Below are 19,321 nucleotides of genomic sequence, written 5' to 3' on the forward strand. Positions count from 1 at the left end.
ATCTTCTCAGATGGATTTTTTAACTATTAACGAACCTCTGCTTCGACTTTCTCAGTAAGAGCTTTGGTGATTTTTTCCATATATTTAGCAACTTCTTCGTCTGTGAGGTTGTCATTTGGATTTTGGAAGGTAAGGCTATAAGCCATTGATTTCATTCCAGCACCAAGTTTTTCACCTGCGTAAACGTCGAAGAGTTTAACAGCAACCAAACGTTTCACTCCTGCAGAGTAGATAGCATCAAGAACTTCTTGATGAGTGATTTCTGCCTTGAGAAGAAGAGCGATATCACGTGATACTGCAGGGAATTTTGTGATTTCAACAAATGGTTGAGCCGGTTGCAAGGCTGCTTCTACAGCACTAAGGTTAATTTCCGCCACATAAGTTTCTGGAATACCGTAGTTTTTAGCAGTTTGTGGGTGAACCTGACCAAGGAATCCAATCGTTTGACCATCAAGTACAATAGCAGCTGTACGACCTGGGTGCATACTTGCTAGGTCTTTTGTCGGTACATAGTCAACTGAAACTTCAAGTTTATCAAAGAGAGCTTCAACAATCCCTTTAGCATAGAAGAAATCAACTGGTGTTGCTTTAGTTTGGAAATCTTTTTCAGCTACAAGACCAGAAATAGCGAAGGCAAAGGTATTGATTTCATTTGGCAATTCCTCTTTTGGATTGCCATTTTGTTCAAAGACCTTACCGATTTCGTAAATAGCAACGTTACTATTCTTACGGTTAACATTGTAAGCAACAGTATCAAGCATACCAGATACCATGTTCTGACGGAGGGCTGAACGGTCAACAGTCATTGGCCACATCAACTCAGTCAAGTTAGTAGGTGTCACAGCAAATTCAACAGCTTTTTCAGGTGTTGTCAAAGCATATGAGATGATTTCCGTCAATCCAGCACCTTCAGCAATGGTACGAACCTTACGACGAAGCGCTTGTGTTTCAGTCAACTCACCGGCTGTCCCTGCTGCTTCTGGAAGGGTCGTAGGCAATTTTTCATAGCCGTAGATACGTGCAATTTCCTCAACCAAGTCTGCTTGGATGCTGATATCCCAACGACGACGTGGTACAGATACTGTGAATTTATCAGCATCACCAGTCAATCCAAAACCAAGTTTCGCAAACACATCTTCAATATCCGCAAAAGTCAATTCTGTACCAAGGCGAACATTTACGTAGTCAAGGCTTGTAGAAACTTGGACTGGCTCTGTATCAACAGATCCCGCTTGAACACGGCCTGCAAGAACCGTTCCATTTGCCAATTCTTGCAACATAGCTGCAGCAAAATCAAGGGCTTCAAGGACAGTATCGTTATTGATACCTTTTTCAAAACGTGATGATGATTCTGAACGAAGGTTGAGACGGCTACTTGTCTTACGAACTGATTTTCCATCAAAAACAGCAGCTTCGAGAACGACATTTTTAGAATTGTTGTCAATTTCAGTTGAAGCGCCACCCATAACACCTGCGAGGGCAACTGGTTTGTCAGCAACTGTAATAACAATATCTTCAGCAGTCAATTCACGTTCTTCACCATCGAGAGTGACTAATTTTTCACCATCATGGGCATCACGGGCAACGATACGTGAGTCTTCAAATTTATCCAAATCGAAGGCGTGCATTGGTTGTCCAAAGTAAAGAAGAACATAGTTTGTCACGTCAACCACGTTGTTGATTGGACGGATACCAGCATTCATAAGAAGGTTTTGCAACCATTGTGGACTTGGTTGAACAGTAACATTCTCAACCACACGACTAGCATAAGTAGCCACTTTATCACTTTCGATGGCTACTGAAATCTTATCAGACGCTAGTTTGCTGTCTTCAGTAACCGTTTTTTCTGGGAAGTGAACAGATTTTCCATAGATTGCAGCAACTTCATGTGCCACACCACGCATAGAAAGAGCATCCGCACGGTTAGGTGTGATTGACAATTCGATGATTTCATCATCAAGGTCAAGATATGGGAAGATGCTATCTCCAGGTACGGCATCTTCTGGCAAAATTTGGATACCATCTGCAAATTCCTTAGGAATAATGCTATCTGGAAGTCCAAGCTCTGCCAAAGAACAGATCATACCGAGAGATTCCATGCCGCGAATCTTACCTTTTTTGATCTTGTAGTTATCCGCAATGCGGGCACCAGGAATAGCAACAATTACCTTGATACCAGCAGTGACATTTGGAGCACCACAAACAATTTGACGTGGACCTTCTGCATCTCCAGTATCTACTTGACACAAGTGCAAGTGTGTGTCAGGCACATCTTCACATGACAAGACATGACCAACAACCAATTTTGACAAGCCCTCAGCAGGTGTCTCAACACCTTCCACTTCAATACCTGTCGTCGACATTTTTTCAGCGAGTTCAGCAGTGGTAACATCCACATCAACCAACTCTTTTAACCATTTATAACTAACTAGCATAATTATGATACCAAGCCCGTTAATAGCTCTCCGCAAAAATAGGAAAGGCAACGTTGGTGCATCAGCACCTAGGCGACTTTATCTTTTTTACCCAGAGCTTAGGGCGGGTTCAAATCCTTTCTGTAATTTAGGAATATGTATATCTGATATAAGAGGAAGACGAACTAACACGTTTAATCGCCTTTTAAACTCCTCTCTATCAACTTAATAATAGGTTTATAGTTTTAATTTAAGCAACCAGTCGCGGTCAACTTTACCATCACCAACTGGAAAATCGTGTTCTGCGAATTTTTCGAAGCCATATTTATCGTAAAATATCTGTGCTTTGAAATTCCTTTCCCAAACACCCAACCAGGCCCAATCACAACCTAAATCACGAGCTTCTTGTAAGGCAAACTCAAAGAGTTGCTTACCCAAGCCCATGCCTTGGAAGGCCTGACTGATATAAATACGTTGAATTTGAAAGGCATTGTCCAAATGCTGCTCTGTTTGAGCGGAACCTACATTGGTCTTTAGAAAACCTGCCTTTTCACCATCAACGAGAATGAAAAAGTAACGCGATTCTTCATGAGTGATTTCATCTAAGAGCACTTCCTCAGAAAGTGCGGTATCAAAGTAACCTTGCAACTGGGCTTCGGTATTATCATGAGCAAAAGTCTCTCTAAAGGTATCTTCGGAGAGAACTTTTAATTCTGCTACTTCTTCCTGAAGAACCTTACGAATAACGACTGACATGACAACCTCCTAAACCTTATTTAAACTGTTCTGAGAAGCGAACATCCCCTTGGTAGAAACCACGAATGTCGTTGATACCATAACGAAGCATGGCAATACGTTCTTGACCAAGACCGAAGGCGAAACCTGAGTATTCTTCAGAATCAACGCCTGACATCTCAAGCACTTGTGGGTGAACCATACCTGCACCGAGGATTTCAATCCAACCTGTCTTCTTACATACGTTACATCCTTTACCACCACACTTGAAGCATGACACGTCAACCTCAACTGAAGGCTCAGTGAATGGGAAGTAAGATGGACGCAAACGGATTTGACGTTCTGCACCAAACATTTTTTGGATAATCATTTCAAGCGTTCCCTTAAGATCACCCATTGAGATGTTTTTACCAACTACCAAACCTTCGATTTGGTGGAACTGGTGACTGTGAGTCGCATCATCTGTATCACGACGGAAAACACGTCCTGGTGAGATCATCTTAAGTGGACCTTTAGAAAAATCGTGTTTATCAAGTGTACGAGCTTGAACAGGACTTGTATGTGTACGAAGCAAAATTTCTTCCGTAATATAGAAGGTATCTTGCATGTCACGGGCTGGGTGATCCTTAGGCAAGTTCATACGTTCAAAGTTATAATAGTCAGTCTCAACTTCAAAACCATCAACGATTTGGAAGCCCATCCCCAAGAAAATGTCTTCGATTTCTTCAGCTGTTTGGCTAAGAATATGACGGTTACCGAGTTTAACTTGGCGTCCTGGAAGGGTTACGTCAAGACTTTCAGAGTCAAGTTGGGCTTGAATTTTAGCGGCTTCAACAATTTTAGCGGCTTCATCAAAAGCTTCAGTCAAAACGTCACGAACTTCGTTGACCATTTTACCAACTTTAGGGCGTTCTTCATTAGGAAGGTCTTTAAGCCCCTTCAAAAGATCTGTCAAAGAGCCCTTTTTACCCAAAACTGCAACACGCAATTCTTGTAATTCTTTAGAGTGTTCACCACGCATTTCAGCCAATTTAGCCTGTGTTGAGGTTTTCAACTCTTGCAATTGTGTTTGTAAATCCATGAGATTCCTTTCTGATGTAACAATTTCGAATCGCAAACAAAAAACCACATGCCAAAACTCCAACCCGGAGCGTTGACACGCGGTACCATCCGTTTTTTATCTGGTTACCCAGACCTTGATTCGTCAGTCGTTTTCATGAGTGAATTCGCCGAACTTCCCTTGAGGAGGCTTCCAGTCCATGACCTCCAATCCCTGTCAATTTCCATAAGGTTACTAGTCTCTACGACTTCTATTCAATTACTATCAATTTTACCAAAAAAACAAAAAGCTTTCAAGAGCTGACAAAGAATCCTTTATTTAAAACCAAATGGTCTTATGTCTAAGATAATTGACACACCTATATAAACTTGCTACAATTATGTCAGATAAAGTTGACATAATTAATAAATTGCGACTTACAGCAACACATTAGCTTGTCTTTCAGAAGGAGGCCCATTATGAATCATGTCAGGGAATTTAGAAAGAATATGGGGCTTTCGCAATTAGAACTTGCAAAGTCTATTGGCGTTTCCCGACAGACTATTAATATGATTGAAAATAACAAATATAACCCAACACTAGAGCTCTGTCTTAATCTAGCTAAAGCTCTAGATACGGATCTTAACAGTCTCTTTTGGGATGGAAATTCCGAATAGAGATATAAGATAGAAAGAGGTAAATCATGATTAAAGAAACTTTCACTGACAAACTCATTAAACGTTTTTATGGTATCACAGGTCCTTTAGATGAACAAAAGCGCCAACAGGTTGATTGAATGGGTAACATAGCTTTCGTAGTTCTTTTCTTTACCTTACTTTGTGGTAATTGTATTGCCTTTCTTATAGGCTTTAAGTATCCCGAACTTGTAGCTCGTATTTATCCTATCCTCCTCTTGATTATCATTATGGTAGTTGGCAGCATCCTTACTTATAAGTTAAAGATAAGTGCTGTTAATGCTTTTGACGAGGAAGAACTGACTGAGAAAGAGAAAAAACAACTTAAGCACGTGGGGCTTAAGTCAGGTTTATGCTTTGGGATTAGCATGTTCTTAGGCATGCCCCTAGTTCACTTCTTAGTTGACAATAAAGACTATTTGACAGAATTATTCTCAATCCGTAATATGCTATCAGGCATCTTTGAAGCTATCTTTTTTGGGGCTATCATGCAGGGCTTAGTTAATGCTGGTATCAAACAAGCCAAATCTCAAGCTGAAAAAGATGATCAATAAACTCAAAAGACAAAGAAAAAATCCAGGTTTCCCAGCCTGGATTTTTCGCTCGAAAGAAGACTTCTTAGACTTGTATACGCGAAACCTAAATGTGTCCAGAAAATCGTATCTTAACACATACACTATAACTAACTTCAAAAAACACCATATCCCCATATGACATTTCCTTAAATATTGTAACATGTCAGTGCAAAATGACAAGTCACCCTCTCTCTCATAAACCCTAAAATCCTAATCATAGCCTTTGTTAAGCCATTTTACGCAATCGATTGCGTAATTTTGAAAGCGCAAACTTAATGTTTTTCTGAAAGTCGTTACAAATTTTTTGAGACTATGAAAAAAGATAGTGATAAAGCTATCAACTATCTTTCATGAAAATATAATCTATTTTTAGTCTAAATCAAGGTCTTTCAGTTTGACCGAAACGATTTTCGAGACACCTGATTCCTGCATGGTTACCCCATAAATAGAGTCTGCCGCAGACATCGTTCCCTTACGGTGGGTAACTACAATAAATTGACTGGACTTGTCAAAACGATTAAGGTAGTCACCGAAGCGTTTAACATTGGCTTCATCCAAAGCCGCTTCTACTTCGTCAAGGATAACAAATGGAATGGTTTTAACACGAATGATGGCAAAGAGAAGGGCAAGAGCTGACAAGGCCTTCTCACCACCAGACATAAGGTTAAGCGATTGAATTTTCTTACCTGGTGGCTGCACAGAAATTTCTACCCCAGCCTCTAGGAGATTGTCTGAGGTCAAAATCAAGTCTGCTGAACCTCCACCAAACATCTGGGTAAAGGTCTGTTTAAAGCTTTCTCGGATAGCCTCAAAGGTTGCTATAAAGCGTGATTTCACTTCATCATCCATGTCATTTATGGTATTCAGAAGGAGACTCTTAGCTTCGAGCAAATCATCCTTTTGTCCGTTCAAGAAATCAAGACGTTGCTTAACCTCTTCAAACTGGGCAATAGCATCTACATTGACCGGACCCAAAGCTTTAATCGAACGCTCAAGACCTTGCAGGTTCTGGCGTGTTTGTTCGACATTGTCAAGAGGGCTAGCCTGACCTTTGGCGACTTCAAGTGTCATCTGGTAATCTTCAGCCAACTGAGTCGCAAACTTACGAAGCGATTGACTAATCTGACTTTCACGTTCTTCCAAACGAGTCTGCTGACGAATCAAGTCCTCGTTACGATTACCAGCTTTAGCCAAACGCTCCTCCAAGTCTTCCAACTGACCTTCGTAATCTTGCACCTGAATCTTGGCACGGACAAGAGCTTGTTCCAAATCGTCCTTACGTTGAACAGCTTCTTTATGCTGTGCTTGCAAATGCGGAAGACGGTCAGTTTGGTCATCATTGACCTGATTATTAAGGAGCGCTTTAAGACTATCCGATTCCTTCATTAACTCAGACAAGTCGGCTTGAATACGATTACTTTCTGTCTTAGCAAAACGTAATTCTGCCTGTAGGTCGCGTTCCTTCAACTGAAGTTCAGATTGCTTGTCTAAAAGAACTTGTTTTTGTTGACCAAGAGCATCTTTGTCTTCCTTAATAGCCTCAATACGGTCGTTAATGGCCTCACGCTTGGAAGCAATTTGTGCTAACTCTGCTTTAAGTTGTTCAGCCTTATCTTGAAGATTTACCCCATCAGCTCCCTGAGAATCCTGTTTGAAACTATCCACTAGGGTTTGATTTTTCTCCACCTCTGACAAGGCTTGTTGGTGTTCTAGGTCTAGTTTTTGCTCCTGAAGACGAGCATTTTCACCATCTACCTTAAGGTCTTCTAGCTCTTTCTGTAGAGCCTTACGTTTGATCTTAAGGGATTCAACTTTAGCCTCACTATCACTTAATTGAGCCTTAATCTGGTTAATTTCAGCAGTCAATGCATCCAGTTCAGGCTTGATGAAGAGGTTATTGTTTTGTTTGTTGGTACCACCAGCAAAGGCACCACCGGGACGAATCTCAGACCCGTCAAGAGTAACCATACGTACTTGGAAACGAACAGCTCGAGCTGCTTTATTAGCATTGTCAATGGTATCAAAGATTGCCGTTACCCCTAGGAGGTTTTGGAAAATGTTAGATAAGCGATCCTCATAGGTGACCAAATCGGAAGCCATACCAATAAAACCTGGTGCATTGGCAAGACTTTGAGCAAATTGTCCATTTAGTTGACGTGGTTTAATAGTGGTCAACGGCAAGAATGTCGCACGACCCTGACGATTGCGCTTCAAGTAGTCAATCGAACGCTTAGCAGCCGCTTCATCCTCCACAATAATATTTTGCCCACTAGCCCCCATAGCGATTTCAAGAGCCGTCTGATAACGTGTATCAAAGGTCAAGTGTTCACTAACTGCACCAATAATTCCTTGAATGGATTGGGCATTTTGAAGGACAGCCTTAACCCCTGCATAGAAATTACTATGATTTTTTTGGATAGACTCTAAACTTTGACGACGAGCATCTTTACTCTTAAGGTGATCCATGAGGTCAAACATCTGCTTTTGAGCCTCTTGATAGTCCTTATCAAGAGCCTGATAAGCCTGGGCCTTTTCTTTGTAGCTAGCTAAGAGGCTTTGAAGACTCTCTTTGGCTGCTTGATAAGCTTTTTGGGTTTCGCTAGCCACTTCCTGAGCGGAAAGTAAGTCTGCCTGAGCTTGTTTAAATTCTTCAGCTTGTGCCTCAAGTGCTTGTGTCTGACTGTCCATGTCGTGAGTGACCTGAGTCAAACTGTTGGAAACCTTGGCTTCCTCCTGCATCAGACCAACATAGTCCTCACGTAAACGTTCAATAAGCGTATCTGGGTCATCAGAAAATTGCTCCAGTTCTTTTTGAATAGCAATCAGCTCTTGGGCAAGGCTATCCAACTCAGCATTCAATTCAACTTGGCCTTGATTAACCTTATCGAGTGCTGCCTGAGCTTCTTCTTTCAAATGCTCTAACTCACTGAGACGAGCTTCAGTTTCTTCTTTTTTCTCTGAACGCTGCTGACTCTCCATGGTATAAAGATCAATTTGACGCTCAAAGTCACTAATAAGTCGTGTGACATCCACCAAGGTTTGTTGGTCAGAAGAAATTTGTTCTGAAATTTGATGTCGTTTTTGTTTGAGTTCTTGGTTCTCAGTCTCTAGGCGATGGCGTTCCTCATAATAGCTGGTTAATTTTTCCTTGACCGCTGCCAAATCCTCTTGGGTCTGGCTCAACTCAGATTTACCAACTTCAATATCGTGGACCAAAAGGTTAAGCTGAGTCTGTCTACGCTCTTCATCTAATTCCAAGTAACGTTTGGCAGTCGCAGCTTGCTTTTCAAGCGGTTTAACCTGACCGTCCAGCTCGTAGATGATATCTTCCAAACGATCAAGATTATCCTGAGTTTGATTAAGCTTGCTTTCCGTTTCTTTCTTACGTGTCTTATATTTGAGAACCCCTGCTGCTTCTTCGAAAATAGCGCGGCGTTCTTCAGGTTTGGCATTAAAAATAGCCTCAACACGACCTTGGGAAATAATGGAAAAAGAATCACGCCCCAGGCCTGTATCCATAAAGAGGTCATGAATATCACGCAGACGAACCTTACGACCATCAATCAAGTAATCATTGTCACCGTTTCGATAAATGTGACGCTCCACACGAATGGTTTCACCAGCACCCGCGATAAAGCCATCACTGTTATCAAGAGTAACTGCCACTTCCGCATAGTTGAGAGCCTTACGAACCTCTGTTCCTGCAAAAATAACGTCAGGCATCTTGCCTCCACGCAAACTCTTGGCAGATGATTCACCCAATGCCCAGCGTAGACTCTCTGTAATATTTGATTTTCCCGATCCATTTGGACCTACAACGGCTGTTACTCCCTTGTCAAAGACGACTTGCGTCTTGTCCGCAAAGGATTTAAAGCCCTGCATTTCAATTGATTTCAAATACATGCTTAATTTCCTAGTTGTTCAAGGGCAGCCTTAGCCGCTGCCTGTTCAGCTAATTTCTTAGATTTTCCAAGACCTGTGCTGAGTTCCTTACCATCAACAGCTACCTGCATAGTAAATTCTTTGGCATGAGCTGGTCCAGACTCATCGATAACGGTATAAGTAATATCAACCGTACCATTGACTTGAAGACGCTCTTGCAAGGCTGTCTTATAGTCTGTTACGCGGTCAAAATTCCCCTTTTCAACCTGAGGAATCATGACCTGATTCAAGAATTTCTCAACTGCAGGCAACCCTTGATCCAGATAAAGAGCACCGAGGAAGGCCTCCCAAAGGTCACCAAGGATAGTGGCACGTTCACGTCCACCAGATTTTTCTTCCCCTTTACCAAGACGGATATACTGCTCGAAACCGCAAGCCTTCGTAAATCCTGCCAAACTCTCTTCGCGAACGATAGTACTGCGCATCTTAGACATTTCTCCCTCTGGCTTGTTAGGGTAACGTTTGTAAAGATAAACGGAAATGACTAATTGCAGAGCCGCGTCTCCTAAAAATTCCAAACGTTCATTATGTGAAATGTTTAGGAGGCGGTGCTCATTGGCATATGAGGTATGGGTAAATGCTGTTTCTAAGAGGTCTTTTTGGCTAAAAACAATACCAAAATCCTGCTCAAGTTTTTGTTCAAGTTGATTCATGAAACTTCCTTTCTTTTTAAGCACACTAACTATAATTATATCAAAAAAAGCCAATTTTCATGATAGAAAACTGCTTTTAGACCCTATATCAGCTTATTTTGTGAGATTTAACCTATTCAACTAAAAAAGCTGAGCAAGCTGCTCAACTTCATTTTCTTAATAATCTGGACGAACGACACCTGTAACTGTCTCACGTGTTGCCTCGACATCTTCTTCGAGGACAACCTTGATGATACGTTTAGCTTCTTCTGAAGTACATGCAACCAATGGCAAACGAAGTGGTCCAACTTCGAAACCAAGATGATTAAGAACAGCCTTAACAGGTGCAGGGCTTGGTACTGAGAAGAGAGCGTTAACTTTAGGAATGAATTTACGTTGGATAGCTGCTGCTGTCTTGAGGTCACTATTTTCAATAGCTTCAAGCATGGCATGCATCTCATCACCGTTTGTATGAGAGGCTACTGAGATGACACCGTTAGCTCCAAGATTCATAGCGTGGAAGGCATCCCCATCTTCACCTGTATAAACCAAGAAATCTTTAGGTTTATGTTCGATAAGGTAGGCCATATTTGCAAGGCTAGTACATTCTTTAACACCGATGATATTTGGATGTTCCGCCAAACGAAGCATGGTATCAGGAGCCATTTCAACAACCACACGACCAGGGATGTTATAGATGATAATTGGCAAATCAGAAGCATCCGCAATGGCTTTGAAGTGTTGGTACATACCTTCTTGTGATGGCTTGTTGTAGTAAGGCACGATAGCAAGACCAGCTGCGAAACCACCAAATTTGGCAACTTCTTTAGCAAACTCGATAGAGTCGCGTGTATCGTTGGTACCGACACCAGCAATCAATGGCACACGTCCATTAACAATTTTCTGAACAGCCGCAAAGAGTTCCAACTCCTCATCGTGAGTAAGAGTTGGACTTTCAGCCGTTGTTCCCGCCAAAAGAAGAGCTTCTGTATGGTGAGCCAAAAGATGCTCAATCAATTCTGGAAGGGCATCATAATTGATAGAGCCATCTTCGTGGAAAGGTGTAATAAGGGCTGTGATCAGTTTGACATCTCTTAATTGATCAATTGACATAATATTCTCCTTCAACCGTTTTCTAATCCTTTCCATTTTACCATAATTTTGACAAGACAGACAGATAAGTTGACAATTTTCTGAAAACGTGAGGACTGACTATTTCCATTTGATAGCTAATAAACAAAAAAACAGAGAGAAGTCTCTCTGCTTTATAGGATTCAGCTTGACTTTAGTATTTAAATACAACATTAAATCCTTACTGATTCCTGAATCATAACGCAGTGATTGATTGGAACTACTCATGTCTACAACATTCGTACTTCCTAATCAACTGTGCGGGGGGTGGTATAAAAGTCCTGTGGACTTTTATAGCCTAAGCCTTAAATTATAAAAGCGAAGGAGAAATCAAACTCTTCGAGTTACTGATTTCTGTTTTGCTCCCTATTTCAATTCAAATTTCAATTCTGAAGTTGGGCGAACCAAACCACGTTCGTGGAGTGTTTCTGCGATTTGGACTGAGTTCCAAGCGGCACCTTTAAGGAGGTTATCTGAAACAACCCACATGTGGATACCTTTTTCAGCATCCAAGTCTTTACGGATACGTCCGACGAATGTATCACGTGAACCTACAGCATTAACGGCTTGTGGGTAGACTTGGTTAGCAACGTCGTCTTCAAGGACTGCACCTGGGAATTCTGCAATAGCAGCTTTCACTTCGTCAATTGGTGCCACTTCTTTTGTTTCAATGTAAACTGACTCTGAGTGAGCTGACAAGACTGGAATACGCACACATGTTGCTGATACGGCAATGCTATCGTCTTCCATGATTTTCTTAGTTTCGTTTGTCATCTTCATTTCTTCGTAAGTGTAGTCATTTTCAGTGAAGACGTCGATTTGAGCCAAAGCGTTGAAGGCGATTGGGAAGTGTTTCTTATCACCACCACATGGCAAGATTTCAGCTTTAACATCACGTGGGTTAACGCCGTCATTCAAAACTTCCTTCAATTCACGTTGTGTTTCAAGGATTGCTCCCATTCCAGCACCTGATACGGCTTGGTAAGTTGACACGATGATACGGTCCAAACCCCATTTTTGACGAACTGGCTCAAGGGCAACCATCATTTGAATCGTTGAACAGTTAGGGCAAGCGATAATACCGTTGTGAGCATCAAGCGCATGTGCATTGACCTCAGGTACAACCAATGGTACATCTGGGTTTTGACGGAAGTAAGATGTATTATCAACGACTACTGCACCAGCTTTAACAGCGTATGGTGCATATTTAGCAGAGGTAGATCCACCAGCTGAGAAAAGTGCAATATCTACACCTTCAAATGCGTCTTCAGTCGTTTCTTCGATAGTCACATCTTGTCCTTTAAATTGCAAGACTTTCCCTGCAGAACGTGCAGACGCAAGGTAGCGAATTTTATCGATTGGAAGTGTTGATTCTTCCAACATTTTGATCATTTGAGCACCAACGGCACCTGTAGCACCGACAACAGCAACTGTGTATCCCATAGTAAAACCTCTTTCGGAATTTTCTATCAATTTAGTTTAGTGAATCTATTATACTACGTTTAAGCCCAGTTGAAAAGGGTTAAAACGCCAAGAATAAAGAAAAAATCCCCTACCAAATGGTAAGGGATAGGAGGCATCTTTCGATGAGAGTAGCAGGTTCACACAACTACTCAAGGTCCGCTCCTGCGTTACAATTTAATGTAGACCTCCTCAGCGCAAAAGGCTCTAGAGAGCCAATCGACTCATCGCATGATTCTATTCTAGCATAATGAACGACAGAGTCAAGCTCTTGATTTCTATAAATACTTACTTCCCTCACGAATGCTAAGAGATGCCATTTGACTAGCATGTTGATCAATAAAAGCTCGAACCCAATCAGGATTTACCTTTGAGTAATTGCGCAAACTCCAACCGATAGCCTTGTTAATGAAAAACTCAGTCTGTCCAAAGTTGTTACAGATAACCTCAGCTAAGAGGTTTGTATCAGTCAATTCTTTACGCATAAGCTGGTGGTCGATGGCAATACGTCTCAACCAAAAATCCTCATCCAGACTCCATTGACGCATGATATTCTTGGTTTCTGGGTAGTGAAAAGTAATCTCCCCGATGATACGGTCCAACTGATCTATACTGTCCCACCATGATTTGGTTTGAGCCAATTCCTTTAGCTTTGAAAAATCTTCAGGTCTAAGCTCCTTCTTCTTTTTATCCAGATAATCCATAGCAATATATTGAAACTCACGGTAAGGTTGCTGCCAACACTCTTCCACAAAAGTCCAATCAATTGGATCCTTTATGAAAGGCTTAAAAAACTCTCTTTCAATCTTTTTGAGAATTGGTTTTTGAACGCCAAGAAAGCTGAATTTATTTTTCATATAAGCTTCCATTGCTGAGACTTTCGCTGGATCAGCTTGGTTTTCTAACAGTTTCAAAAGCATTTTTGTATCCATATGATTTCTCCTTTTTTACATCAATGGTCCAATCAGAGAAAAGAGATAGCCACCTAGACGATGTGCTATAGGCATTTTTGACAAACTTTCCAGAGTGACTTCCTCTGAGAGCACCTGGGTTTTCTCAAAATCTTGTTCTATGTTAAGCACTTCCAGATTTTTGTAGAGATAAACCCCGTCTTCAAAATTTTGATAGAGACTTCGATAGTCTGTGTTAATGGTACCTACAACAGCTTGTTGACCATCAGAAACATAAACTTTAGCATGGACAAAACCTGGGGTATAGCGGAAAATACGGACGCCAGCCTCCAAGAGGGCTTTAAAATAGGTAGTCGCAATATCAAAGGCATACTGTTTATCCGGAATTCCTGGCATAATGATACAAACATCAACACCTCGTCTGGCCGCAAAGGTCATGGCTCGAACCAATTCGTCATCCAAAATCAGATAAGGCGTCATGATATAGACATAATTAGTTGATGTATTTAGAAGATGTAAATAAACATTTTCTGCAACCTTGTGGTAGGTCAGCGGTGAATTGCCATAAGGGAGTACAAAGCCCGAACTCTTCCTTTTTTGAGGTTTTTCTTGTAAATAGTGCTCCATATCCGTTTTATCTTCTATTCCAGTCACTGTCCACATGGTCAAAAAGAGAGCTTTTAGCGTTTGAACTGCTGGACCATCTAAGCGAAGGGCCGTGTCCTTCCAATGGCCAAAGCGTTCTCGTTTATTGACATACTCGTCAGCGATATTAACGCCACCAGTATAACCAACCTGCCCATCAATCACTGTAATCTTTCGATGGTCTCGGTAATTGTAATAGGTTGATAGAATAGGCTTGACTGGTGAGAAGGCCTGGGCTTTAATACCAACCTTGTGTAGTCGCTCAATATAATCGTAGGACAAGGTAGTCATCTCATTCATCCCATCAAACATGACACGAACGTCCAGACCTGCCTTGGCCTTCTCCTCTAAAATGGTTAAAATCTCGCCCCACATGATTCCTTCGTCAATGATGAAATATTCCATGAAGATATAACTCTCCGCCTTTTTCAAATCCTCCAACAGTGCTGGAAGCATGTCGTCTCCAAGTGGAAAATAGGTCACCTCAGTATCTCTGTAGATAGAAAACTGAGCTGGACTATGCTCCAGAAAATAAGCTAAACGCTGTAGTTGACGATCTCCATGAGATAAATAATCAGCTACTTCTGGATCGGTGCTTAAATAATTAGAAGCTTGCACTGTAGCATCCTCAAGTCGTTTCTTCAACCGTCTCACACCCAAATCAGCAAGTGAAAAGTAAAGCAAGGCTGTCCCAAAAATTGGGAAAAGAGCAATGATAATCAGCCAGGATAATTTGGAGCGAGAATCCATGGAACGATTCAGCAAATAAAAGAAGGTAAAAACACTCAACAAGTGTTCCCATAAGATAATGGATGGAAAATGCTCTTGTAGACTGAGATATGAGAAAACGAGAAAAGTCAATTCCAGTAAGAAGAACAGGAAAATAGGTACCTTGCGATTAAGAAGACTTTTAGCCCATCTGGAGGGCTTTTGGGGTAACAGTCTAGCACTGGTTACTTGAGTCATATAGGTTCCTCTCATGTATGGGGGAGCACCACAAACTTTTCGGTCTCTCCCAGTGATTTTATTAGTATCATTTTAGCATATGCAAAAGGCAGAGATAATTAGCCATTGCGATTTAAGATTGATGGGGCATCTACTGTATCTTTCTAACAGGCCCATCCAGGATTTTTTGCATCCAGACGATATCGTGCCATTGCTCAAACTTGTAGCCAACTTTTGGAAAATGAGCAACTTGGACATAACCCCGCTTTTCATGCATAGCAACGCTGGCCTCATTAGGGACTGCAATGCAGGCTAAGAAACGCAAGAACCCTCGCTTCTCAAGTTCCTCCTCAAGGGCATCATAGAGCTGATTTCCCAAACCTCGACCACGCGCATCTTCATGAAGATAAATAGACAATTCTGTTGTCCAATCATAGGCTGTACGAGCATAATAGGTTGAAGCATAAGCATAGCCGAGAACTCGGCCATCCTCTTCCACCACTAGATAGGGGAATTTTTCAAGTGTCTTGCTGATGCGTGCTTCAAACTCTTGAACGCTGGGAACCTCGTATTCGAAAGTAATAGCTGTCTTTTCAACATAAGGTGCATAGATGGCCTGAATAGCTGGTGCATCGGATAACTTGGCTGGACGAATAGTTAACATCATTTTCTCCTTCGACTTCATTACCTTTATTTTAAACTATAAGAAAAGAGGGCTCAACCCTCTTCTAACAAGTCTTGTCACTACATCAACGGAGCAACTAATCTAGTCAATAATCCTAAAGCCTTTTGATGGAACGGCAGATTTTCAATCTCGGCGACACTAACTCGATGACACTTGGCTTTGGTCGCTTGGAAATCTTCCTCAATGGAAACCACTGATGACGTCCTATAAAGATAAGTCGCACACTCAAAGTGATGATAAAGACTGCGGTAATCCAAGTTGATTGTTCCTACAACAGCCCTACTATTGTCACTCACAAAGATCTTGGCGTGAACAAAACCGGGTGTGTACTCATAGATCTTAACACCAGATGCTAAAAGTGTTGGATAGTAAGTCTTAGCTAAGTAATAAGCTGACTTTTTATCAGGAATACCAGGCATGATGATACTAACATCAACTCCACGCTCAGCCGCAAACTTCAAAGCATGTAGTAACTCTCCATCTAAAATAAGATAGGGCGTCATGATATGAACAAAATCACGCGCATGATTAAGAATATCAATATAAACATTCTCACCAACCTTATCCTTATCCAGTGGGATATCCCCGTAAGGAACAACAAAACCAGGAGTATCAAAGGTCTCATGTTCAACCATATATGGTGTCACATCAAGTGTTTCATGTGAGTAAGTCCACATTTGAAGGAAGAGGACTAAGAAAGTATCAACCGCTGGCCCCTCAACCATGAGTGCAGTATCTTTCCAATGGCCAAAACGCTCAATCTTATTGATATATTCATCAGCTAGATTAACCCCACCTGTAAAGGCTACCTTACCATCAATCAGCAAGATTTTTCTATGGTCACGGTAATTGTAATAGGTTGACAAGAAAGGCATTACTGACGCAAAAACACGAGATTGAATGCCAATTCTCTCCAAACGTTTCTTATAGTCGAAACTCAAGGTTGAAAATTCAATCATGCCATCATACATGACACGTACTTCCACCCCTTCTTGAACCTTCTGTTTCAAGATAGCCAGGATTTCACCCCACATCTCACCTTCGTCAATGATGAAATATTCCAAGAAAATGTACTTTTCCGCCTTAAGGAGTTGTTTCTTCATTTCCTCAAATTTGGCTTCTCCGCTTGGAAAATAGGTCGTCTTACTATGACGATAGACAGGAAAATGCCCATTAACATTTTCAAGATACTGAACCAAATTGTAGTTACTCGTGTGACGTTGCTTAAGCTCTTCGAGAGCTTTATCATCCTGTTTCAATATTCCACAACTGCGGTCAATATTGCTCTGAATCGCACGCTTCATCCCTGTATAGCCCAAATCTAGTTTTGTATAGGCTAGGAGTAAGGTTCCAATAATAGGGAAAGGTAAAACAATCAGCAACCAAGTATTAACAGCCGTTGATTCCATATCACTTTGGAAGAGATAGATGATGGCTAGAATACGAAGGACCACTTCTGTCACCTGCAGGTGCACTCTATACTGACTCAACCAAAGGTAAGACATAGCTACAACAACAAGCTGCAGTAAGATGATAAGGAAGATAATCGTAGCACGACTAAAGATACCTCGAAGAAAGCCACGACGTCCCCTATCATAAAGACGTTCAATTTTAGCTTCGTTTTTGATAGCAGGACTCCTTTCCCTTTTTAATTATTCTTATTATAACAAAAAAATGGCTTAATGAATTTAAGTTTCTTTAATTGTTATCTTCACTTAACTTATCTAACAGAGCCTCTGCTACTTTTTCTGGAATGCCAAGTGCTTGGATGTCCTCAACAGTAGCTTTTTGGATAGCTGTCATAGACTTGAAGTGTTTGAGAAGTTTTTGTTTGCGCTTAGGTCCAAGGCCCTCCACGCCATCAAGTTTGGAGCTGAAACTATTTTTACTACGAACTTGACGGTGGAAGGTGATAGCAAAACGGTGAACTTCATCTTGGATACGGTGAAGAAGGAAAAATTCCTCGGATTGCCGTGGCAAATCAATGACCTGCAAGGGGTCCCCAAAGAGCAATTCGTTGGTTTGGTGCTTGTCATTTTTCTGAAGCCCCGCAACTGGGATAGAAAGATTCAATTCATTGCGTAGGACATCCTTGGCCACATTGACCTGTCCTTGACCACCATCCATGATAATAAGATCTGGTGGTGTTAGCCCATCGCGTTTGACACGACTATAACGTCGACGAATGACCTCACGCATGCTGGCATAATCGTCAGGCCCTTCAACCGTCTTAATCTTGTATTTGCGGTACTCTTTTTTATTGGGTTTTCCATTCTCAAAGACGACCATGGCGGATACAGGGCTCGTTCCCATGATGTTAGAGTTATCGAAGGACTCGATGCGAACCGGTGTCGGAATTCCCATGAGTTTGCCTAGATTTTCAATGGCTCCTTGGGTCTTGGCTATATCTTTTTCAAGAAGATCAAATTTTTGAGTCAGACTGACACGGGCATTTTTCGTCGCCAGATTAACCAACTGCTTCTTCTCGCCACGTTGAGGTTTAAAGACCTTGACCTCATCTCCAACTAGAGCTTCGACAGACTCTTGATCAATGTCTCCTGGAATGAAAATCTCCTTAGGCTTGAGATGACGACTATCCAGATAAAACTGACCCATATAGGTTAGAAAATCTTCCTCAGCATCATTATAATAAGGGAACATATTGACATCACGCTGAATGAGTTTTCCTTGGCGAACAAAGAAAACCTGAACACACATCCAACCCTTGTCCACGTAGTAACCGAAGATATCACGGTCCTGCATGTCCTGACGGATAACCCTTTGCTTGGTCCTCAGCGTCGATACTGCCTCAATCAAATCACGATACTCCGCAGCACGCTCAAACTCCATCTGGTCAGACATATCCTTCATCTTGGCCTTAAGCTGATTAACGATTTTATCATCATGACCGTTTAGGAAATTCTTGACATCCTCAACCAAACCTTGCCAATAGTCCTCAGTGGTGTGACAGATGGTATGGGCATTACATTGGCCAATATGGTAATAGAAACAGACCTTGTTGGCGGGATTTTTACATTTCTTAAAGGGGAAAATACGGTCCAACAGTTTCTTGATTTCATTGGCCGCACCAGAGTCTGGGTAAGGACCAAAATAGAGACCGCCATCCTTCTTAACCTGGCGGGTAATCAAGAGCCTTGGATAGAGCTCCTTAGTAATCTTGATAAATGGATAAGACTTGTCATCCTTGAGGCGGATGTTGAATTTGGGCATATTCTCTTGGATAAGATTAATCTCCAAAAGCAGGGCCTCAATATTGGACTCGGTTACGATAAATTCAAAATCTGCAATCTCAGATACCAAAAGCTCTGTCTTGGTATCATGACTTCCACGAAAATAGCTACGCACACGATTTTTTAGATTTTTAGCCTTACCGACATAGATAATATTGCCGAATTTGTCCTTGTGGAGATAGCACCCAGGATTGTTTGGGAGCAATTCCAACTTATGTTTAATCAGATCATTCATGCTTTCATTGTAGCAAAAAAAGAGC

At 41.5% G+C, this 19,321-nt stretch carries 13 protein-coding genes and 1 pseudogene; 2 read left to right on the forward strand and 12 right to left on the reverse strand.

Annotated elements, in window-relative coordinates; all coding sequences use genetic code 11:
* Positions 1-26: 26 nt before the first annotated feature.
* The 3 genes from pheT to pheS all read right to left on the reverse strand — a co-directional run bounded on the left by pheT (position 27) and on the right by pheS (position 4,230).
* Positions 27-2,435, reverse strand: coding sequence for a phenylalanine--tRNA ligase subunit beta (gene pheT / locus A6J31_RS05240; protein WP_080610603.1), 2,409 nt, complete (start codon positions 2,433-2,435; stop codon positions 27-29).
* A 216-nt stretch (positions 2,436-2,651) separates the two neighbouring features.
* On the reverse strand, positions 2,652-3,170 hold the full coding sequence (locus tag A6J31_RS05245; RefSeq protein WP_080610604.1) for a GNAT family N-acetyltransferase: 519 nt from the start codon (positions 3,168-3,170) through the stop codon (positions 2,652-2,654).
* Between the two features lie 16 nt (positions 3,171-3,186).
* Positions 3,187-4,230: a phenylalanine--tRNA ligase subunit alpha gene (gene pheS / locus A6J31_RS05250; RefSeq protein WP_014633009.1), complete on the reverse strand. Its 1,044-nt coding sequence runs from the start codon at positions 4,228-4,230 to the stop codon at positions 3,187-3,189.
* A 437-nt stretch (positions 4,231-4,667) separates the two neighbouring features.
* Here pheS and A6J31_RS05260 point away from each other — a divergent pair, with 437 nt between their 5' ends.
* Both A6J31_RS05260 and A6J31_RS05265 read left to right on the forward strand, forming a co-directional pair.
* The gene (locus A6J31_RS05260; RefSeq protein WP_004182348.1) at positions 4,668-4,865 is read left to right on the forward strand and encodes a helix-turn-helix transcriptional regulator; all 198 of its coding nucleotides are present in this window, start codon (positions 4,668-4,670) and stop codon (positions 4,863-4,865) included.
* 26 nt (positions 4,866-4,891) lie between these two features.
* Positions 4,892-5,437, forward strand: a pseudogene (locus A6J31_RS05265) (DUF3278 domain-containing protein).
* 390 nt (positions 5,438-5,827) lie between these two features.
* Here the strand turns inward: A6J31_RS05265 and smc are convergent.
* From smc to uvrC, 9 genes are all read right to left on the reverse strand, one after another.
* Complete coding sequence (gene smc, locus A6J31_RS05270) at positions 5,828-9,361, reverse strand: chromosome segregation protein SMC (protein ID WP_080610605.1); 3,534 nt, start codon at positions 9,359-9,361, stop codon at positions 5,828-5,830.
* A gap of 2 nt (positions 9,362-9,363) precedes the next feature.
* Positions 9,364-10,053 carry a ribonuclease III gene (gene rnc / locus A6J31_RS05275; RefSeq protein ID WP_002885331.1) on the reverse strand — a complete coding sequence of 230 codons (690 nt, stop codon included), beginning with the start codon at positions 10,051-10,053 and terminating at the stop codon, positions 9,364-9,366.
* Between the two features lie 156 nt (positions 10,054-10,209).
* Positions 10,210-11,145: a 4-hydroxy-tetrahydrodipicolinate synthase gene (dapA, locus tag A6J31_RS05280; protein ID WP_014633005.1), complete on the reverse strand. Its 936-nt coding sequence runs from the start codon at positions 11,143-11,145 to the stop codon at positions 10,210-10,212.
* A 384-nt stretch (positions 11,146-11,529) separates the two neighbouring features.
* Positions 11,530-12,606, reverse strand: a complete 1,077-nt coding sequence (locus A6J31_RS05285) for an aspartate-semialdehyde dehydrogenase (protein WP_003096845.1) — start codon at positions 12,604-12,606, stop codon at positions 11,530-11,532.
* A 296-nt stretch (positions 12,607-12,902) separates the two neighbouring features.
* Entirely contained in the window at positions 12,903-13,556 is a 654-nt protein-coding gene (locus A6J31_RS05290; protein ID WP_002891197.1) for a DNA alkylation repair protein, read from the reverse strand.
* Positions 13,557-13,571: 15 nt separating this feature from the next.
* Positions 13,572-15,146, reverse strand: a complete 1,575-nt coding sequence (cls, locus tag A6J31_RS05295) for a cardiolipin synthase (protein WP_080610606.1) — start codon at positions 15,144-15,146, stop codon at positions 13,572-13,574.
* Between the two features lie 130 nt (positions 15,147-15,276).
* Positions 15,277-15,789 (reverse strand): GNAT family N-acetyltransferase, encoded by a 513-nt coding sequence (locus tag A6J31_RS05300; protein WP_080610607.1) that lies wholly within the window; start codon positions 15,787-15,789, stop codon positions 15,277-15,279.
* Positions 15,790-15,869: 80 nt separating this feature from the next.
* Positions 15,870-17,420 (reverse strand): cardiolipin synthase, encoded by a 1,551-nt coding sequence (gene cls, locus A6J31_RS05305; RefSeq protein WP_192573934.1) that lies wholly within the window; start codon positions 17,418-17,420, stop codon positions 15,870-15,872.
* Between the two features lie 88 nt (positions 17,421-17,508).
* The gene (gene uvrC, locus A6J31_RS05310; protein WP_080610609.1) at positions 17,509-19,296 is read right to left on the reverse strand and encodes an excinuclease ABC subunit UvrC; all 1,788 of its coding nucleotides are present in this window, start codon (positions 19,294-19,296) and stop codon (positions 17,509-17,511) included.
* Between the last annotated feature and the right edge of the window lie 25 nt (positions 19,297-19,321).

This window comes from Streptococcus sp. FDAARGOS_192 (assembly GCF_002073815.2).
Taxonomy (GTDB): Bacteria; Bacillota; Bacilli; order Lactobacillales; family Streptococcaceae; genus Streptococcus; species Streptococcus salivarius_H.

Excerpts from the sequence above, each read along its gene's own strand:
- pheT (WP_080610603.1), bottom strand. The coding sequence starts at position 2,435 with ATGCTAGTTAGTTATAAATGGTTAAAAGAGTTGGTTGATGTGGATGTT.
- A6J31_RS05245 (WP_080610604.1), bottom strand. The coding sequence starts at position 3,170 with ATGTCAGTCGTTATTCGTAAGGTTCTTCAGGAAGAAGTAGCAGAATTA.
- pheS (WP_014633009.1), bottom strand. The coding sequence starts at position 4,230 with ATGGATTTACAAACACAATTGCAAGAGTTGAAAACCTCAACACAGGCT.
- A6J31_RS05260 (WP_004182348.1), top strand. The coding sequence starts at position 4,668 with ATGAATCATGTCAGGGAATTTAGAAAGAATATGGGGCTTTCGCAATTA.
- smc (WP_080610605.1), bottom strand. The coding sequence starts at position 9,361 with ATGTATTTGAAATCAATTGAAATGCAGGGCTTTAAATCCTTTGCGGAC.
- rnc (WP_002885331.1), bottom strand. The coding sequence starts at position 10,053 with ATGAATCAACTTGAACAAAAACTTGAGCAGGATTTTGGTATTGTTTTT.
- dapA (WP_014633005.1), bottom strand. The coding sequence starts at position 11,145 with ATGTCAATTGATCAATTAAGAGATGTCAAACTGATCACAGCCCTTATT.
- A6J31_RS05285 (WP_003096845.1), bottom strand. The coding sequence starts at position 12,606 with ATGGGATACACAGTTGCTGTTGTCGGTGCTACAGGTGCCGTTGGTGCT.
- A6J31_RS05290 (WP_002891197.1), bottom strand. The coding sequence starts at position 13,556 with ATGGATACAAAAATGCTTTTGAAACTGTTAGAAAACCAAGCTGATCCA.
- cls (WP_080610606.1), bottom strand. The coding sequence starts at position 15,146 with ATGACTCAAGTAACCAGTGCTAGACTGTTACCCCAAAAGCCCTCCAGA.
- A6J31_RS05300 (WP_080610607.1), bottom strand. The coding sequence starts at position 15,789 with ATGTTAACTATTCGTCCAGCCAAGTTATCCGATGCACCAGCTATTCAG.
- uvrC (WP_080610609.1), bottom strand. The coding sequence starts at position 19,296 with ATGAATGATCTGATTAAACATAAGTTGGAATTGCTCCCAAACAATCCT.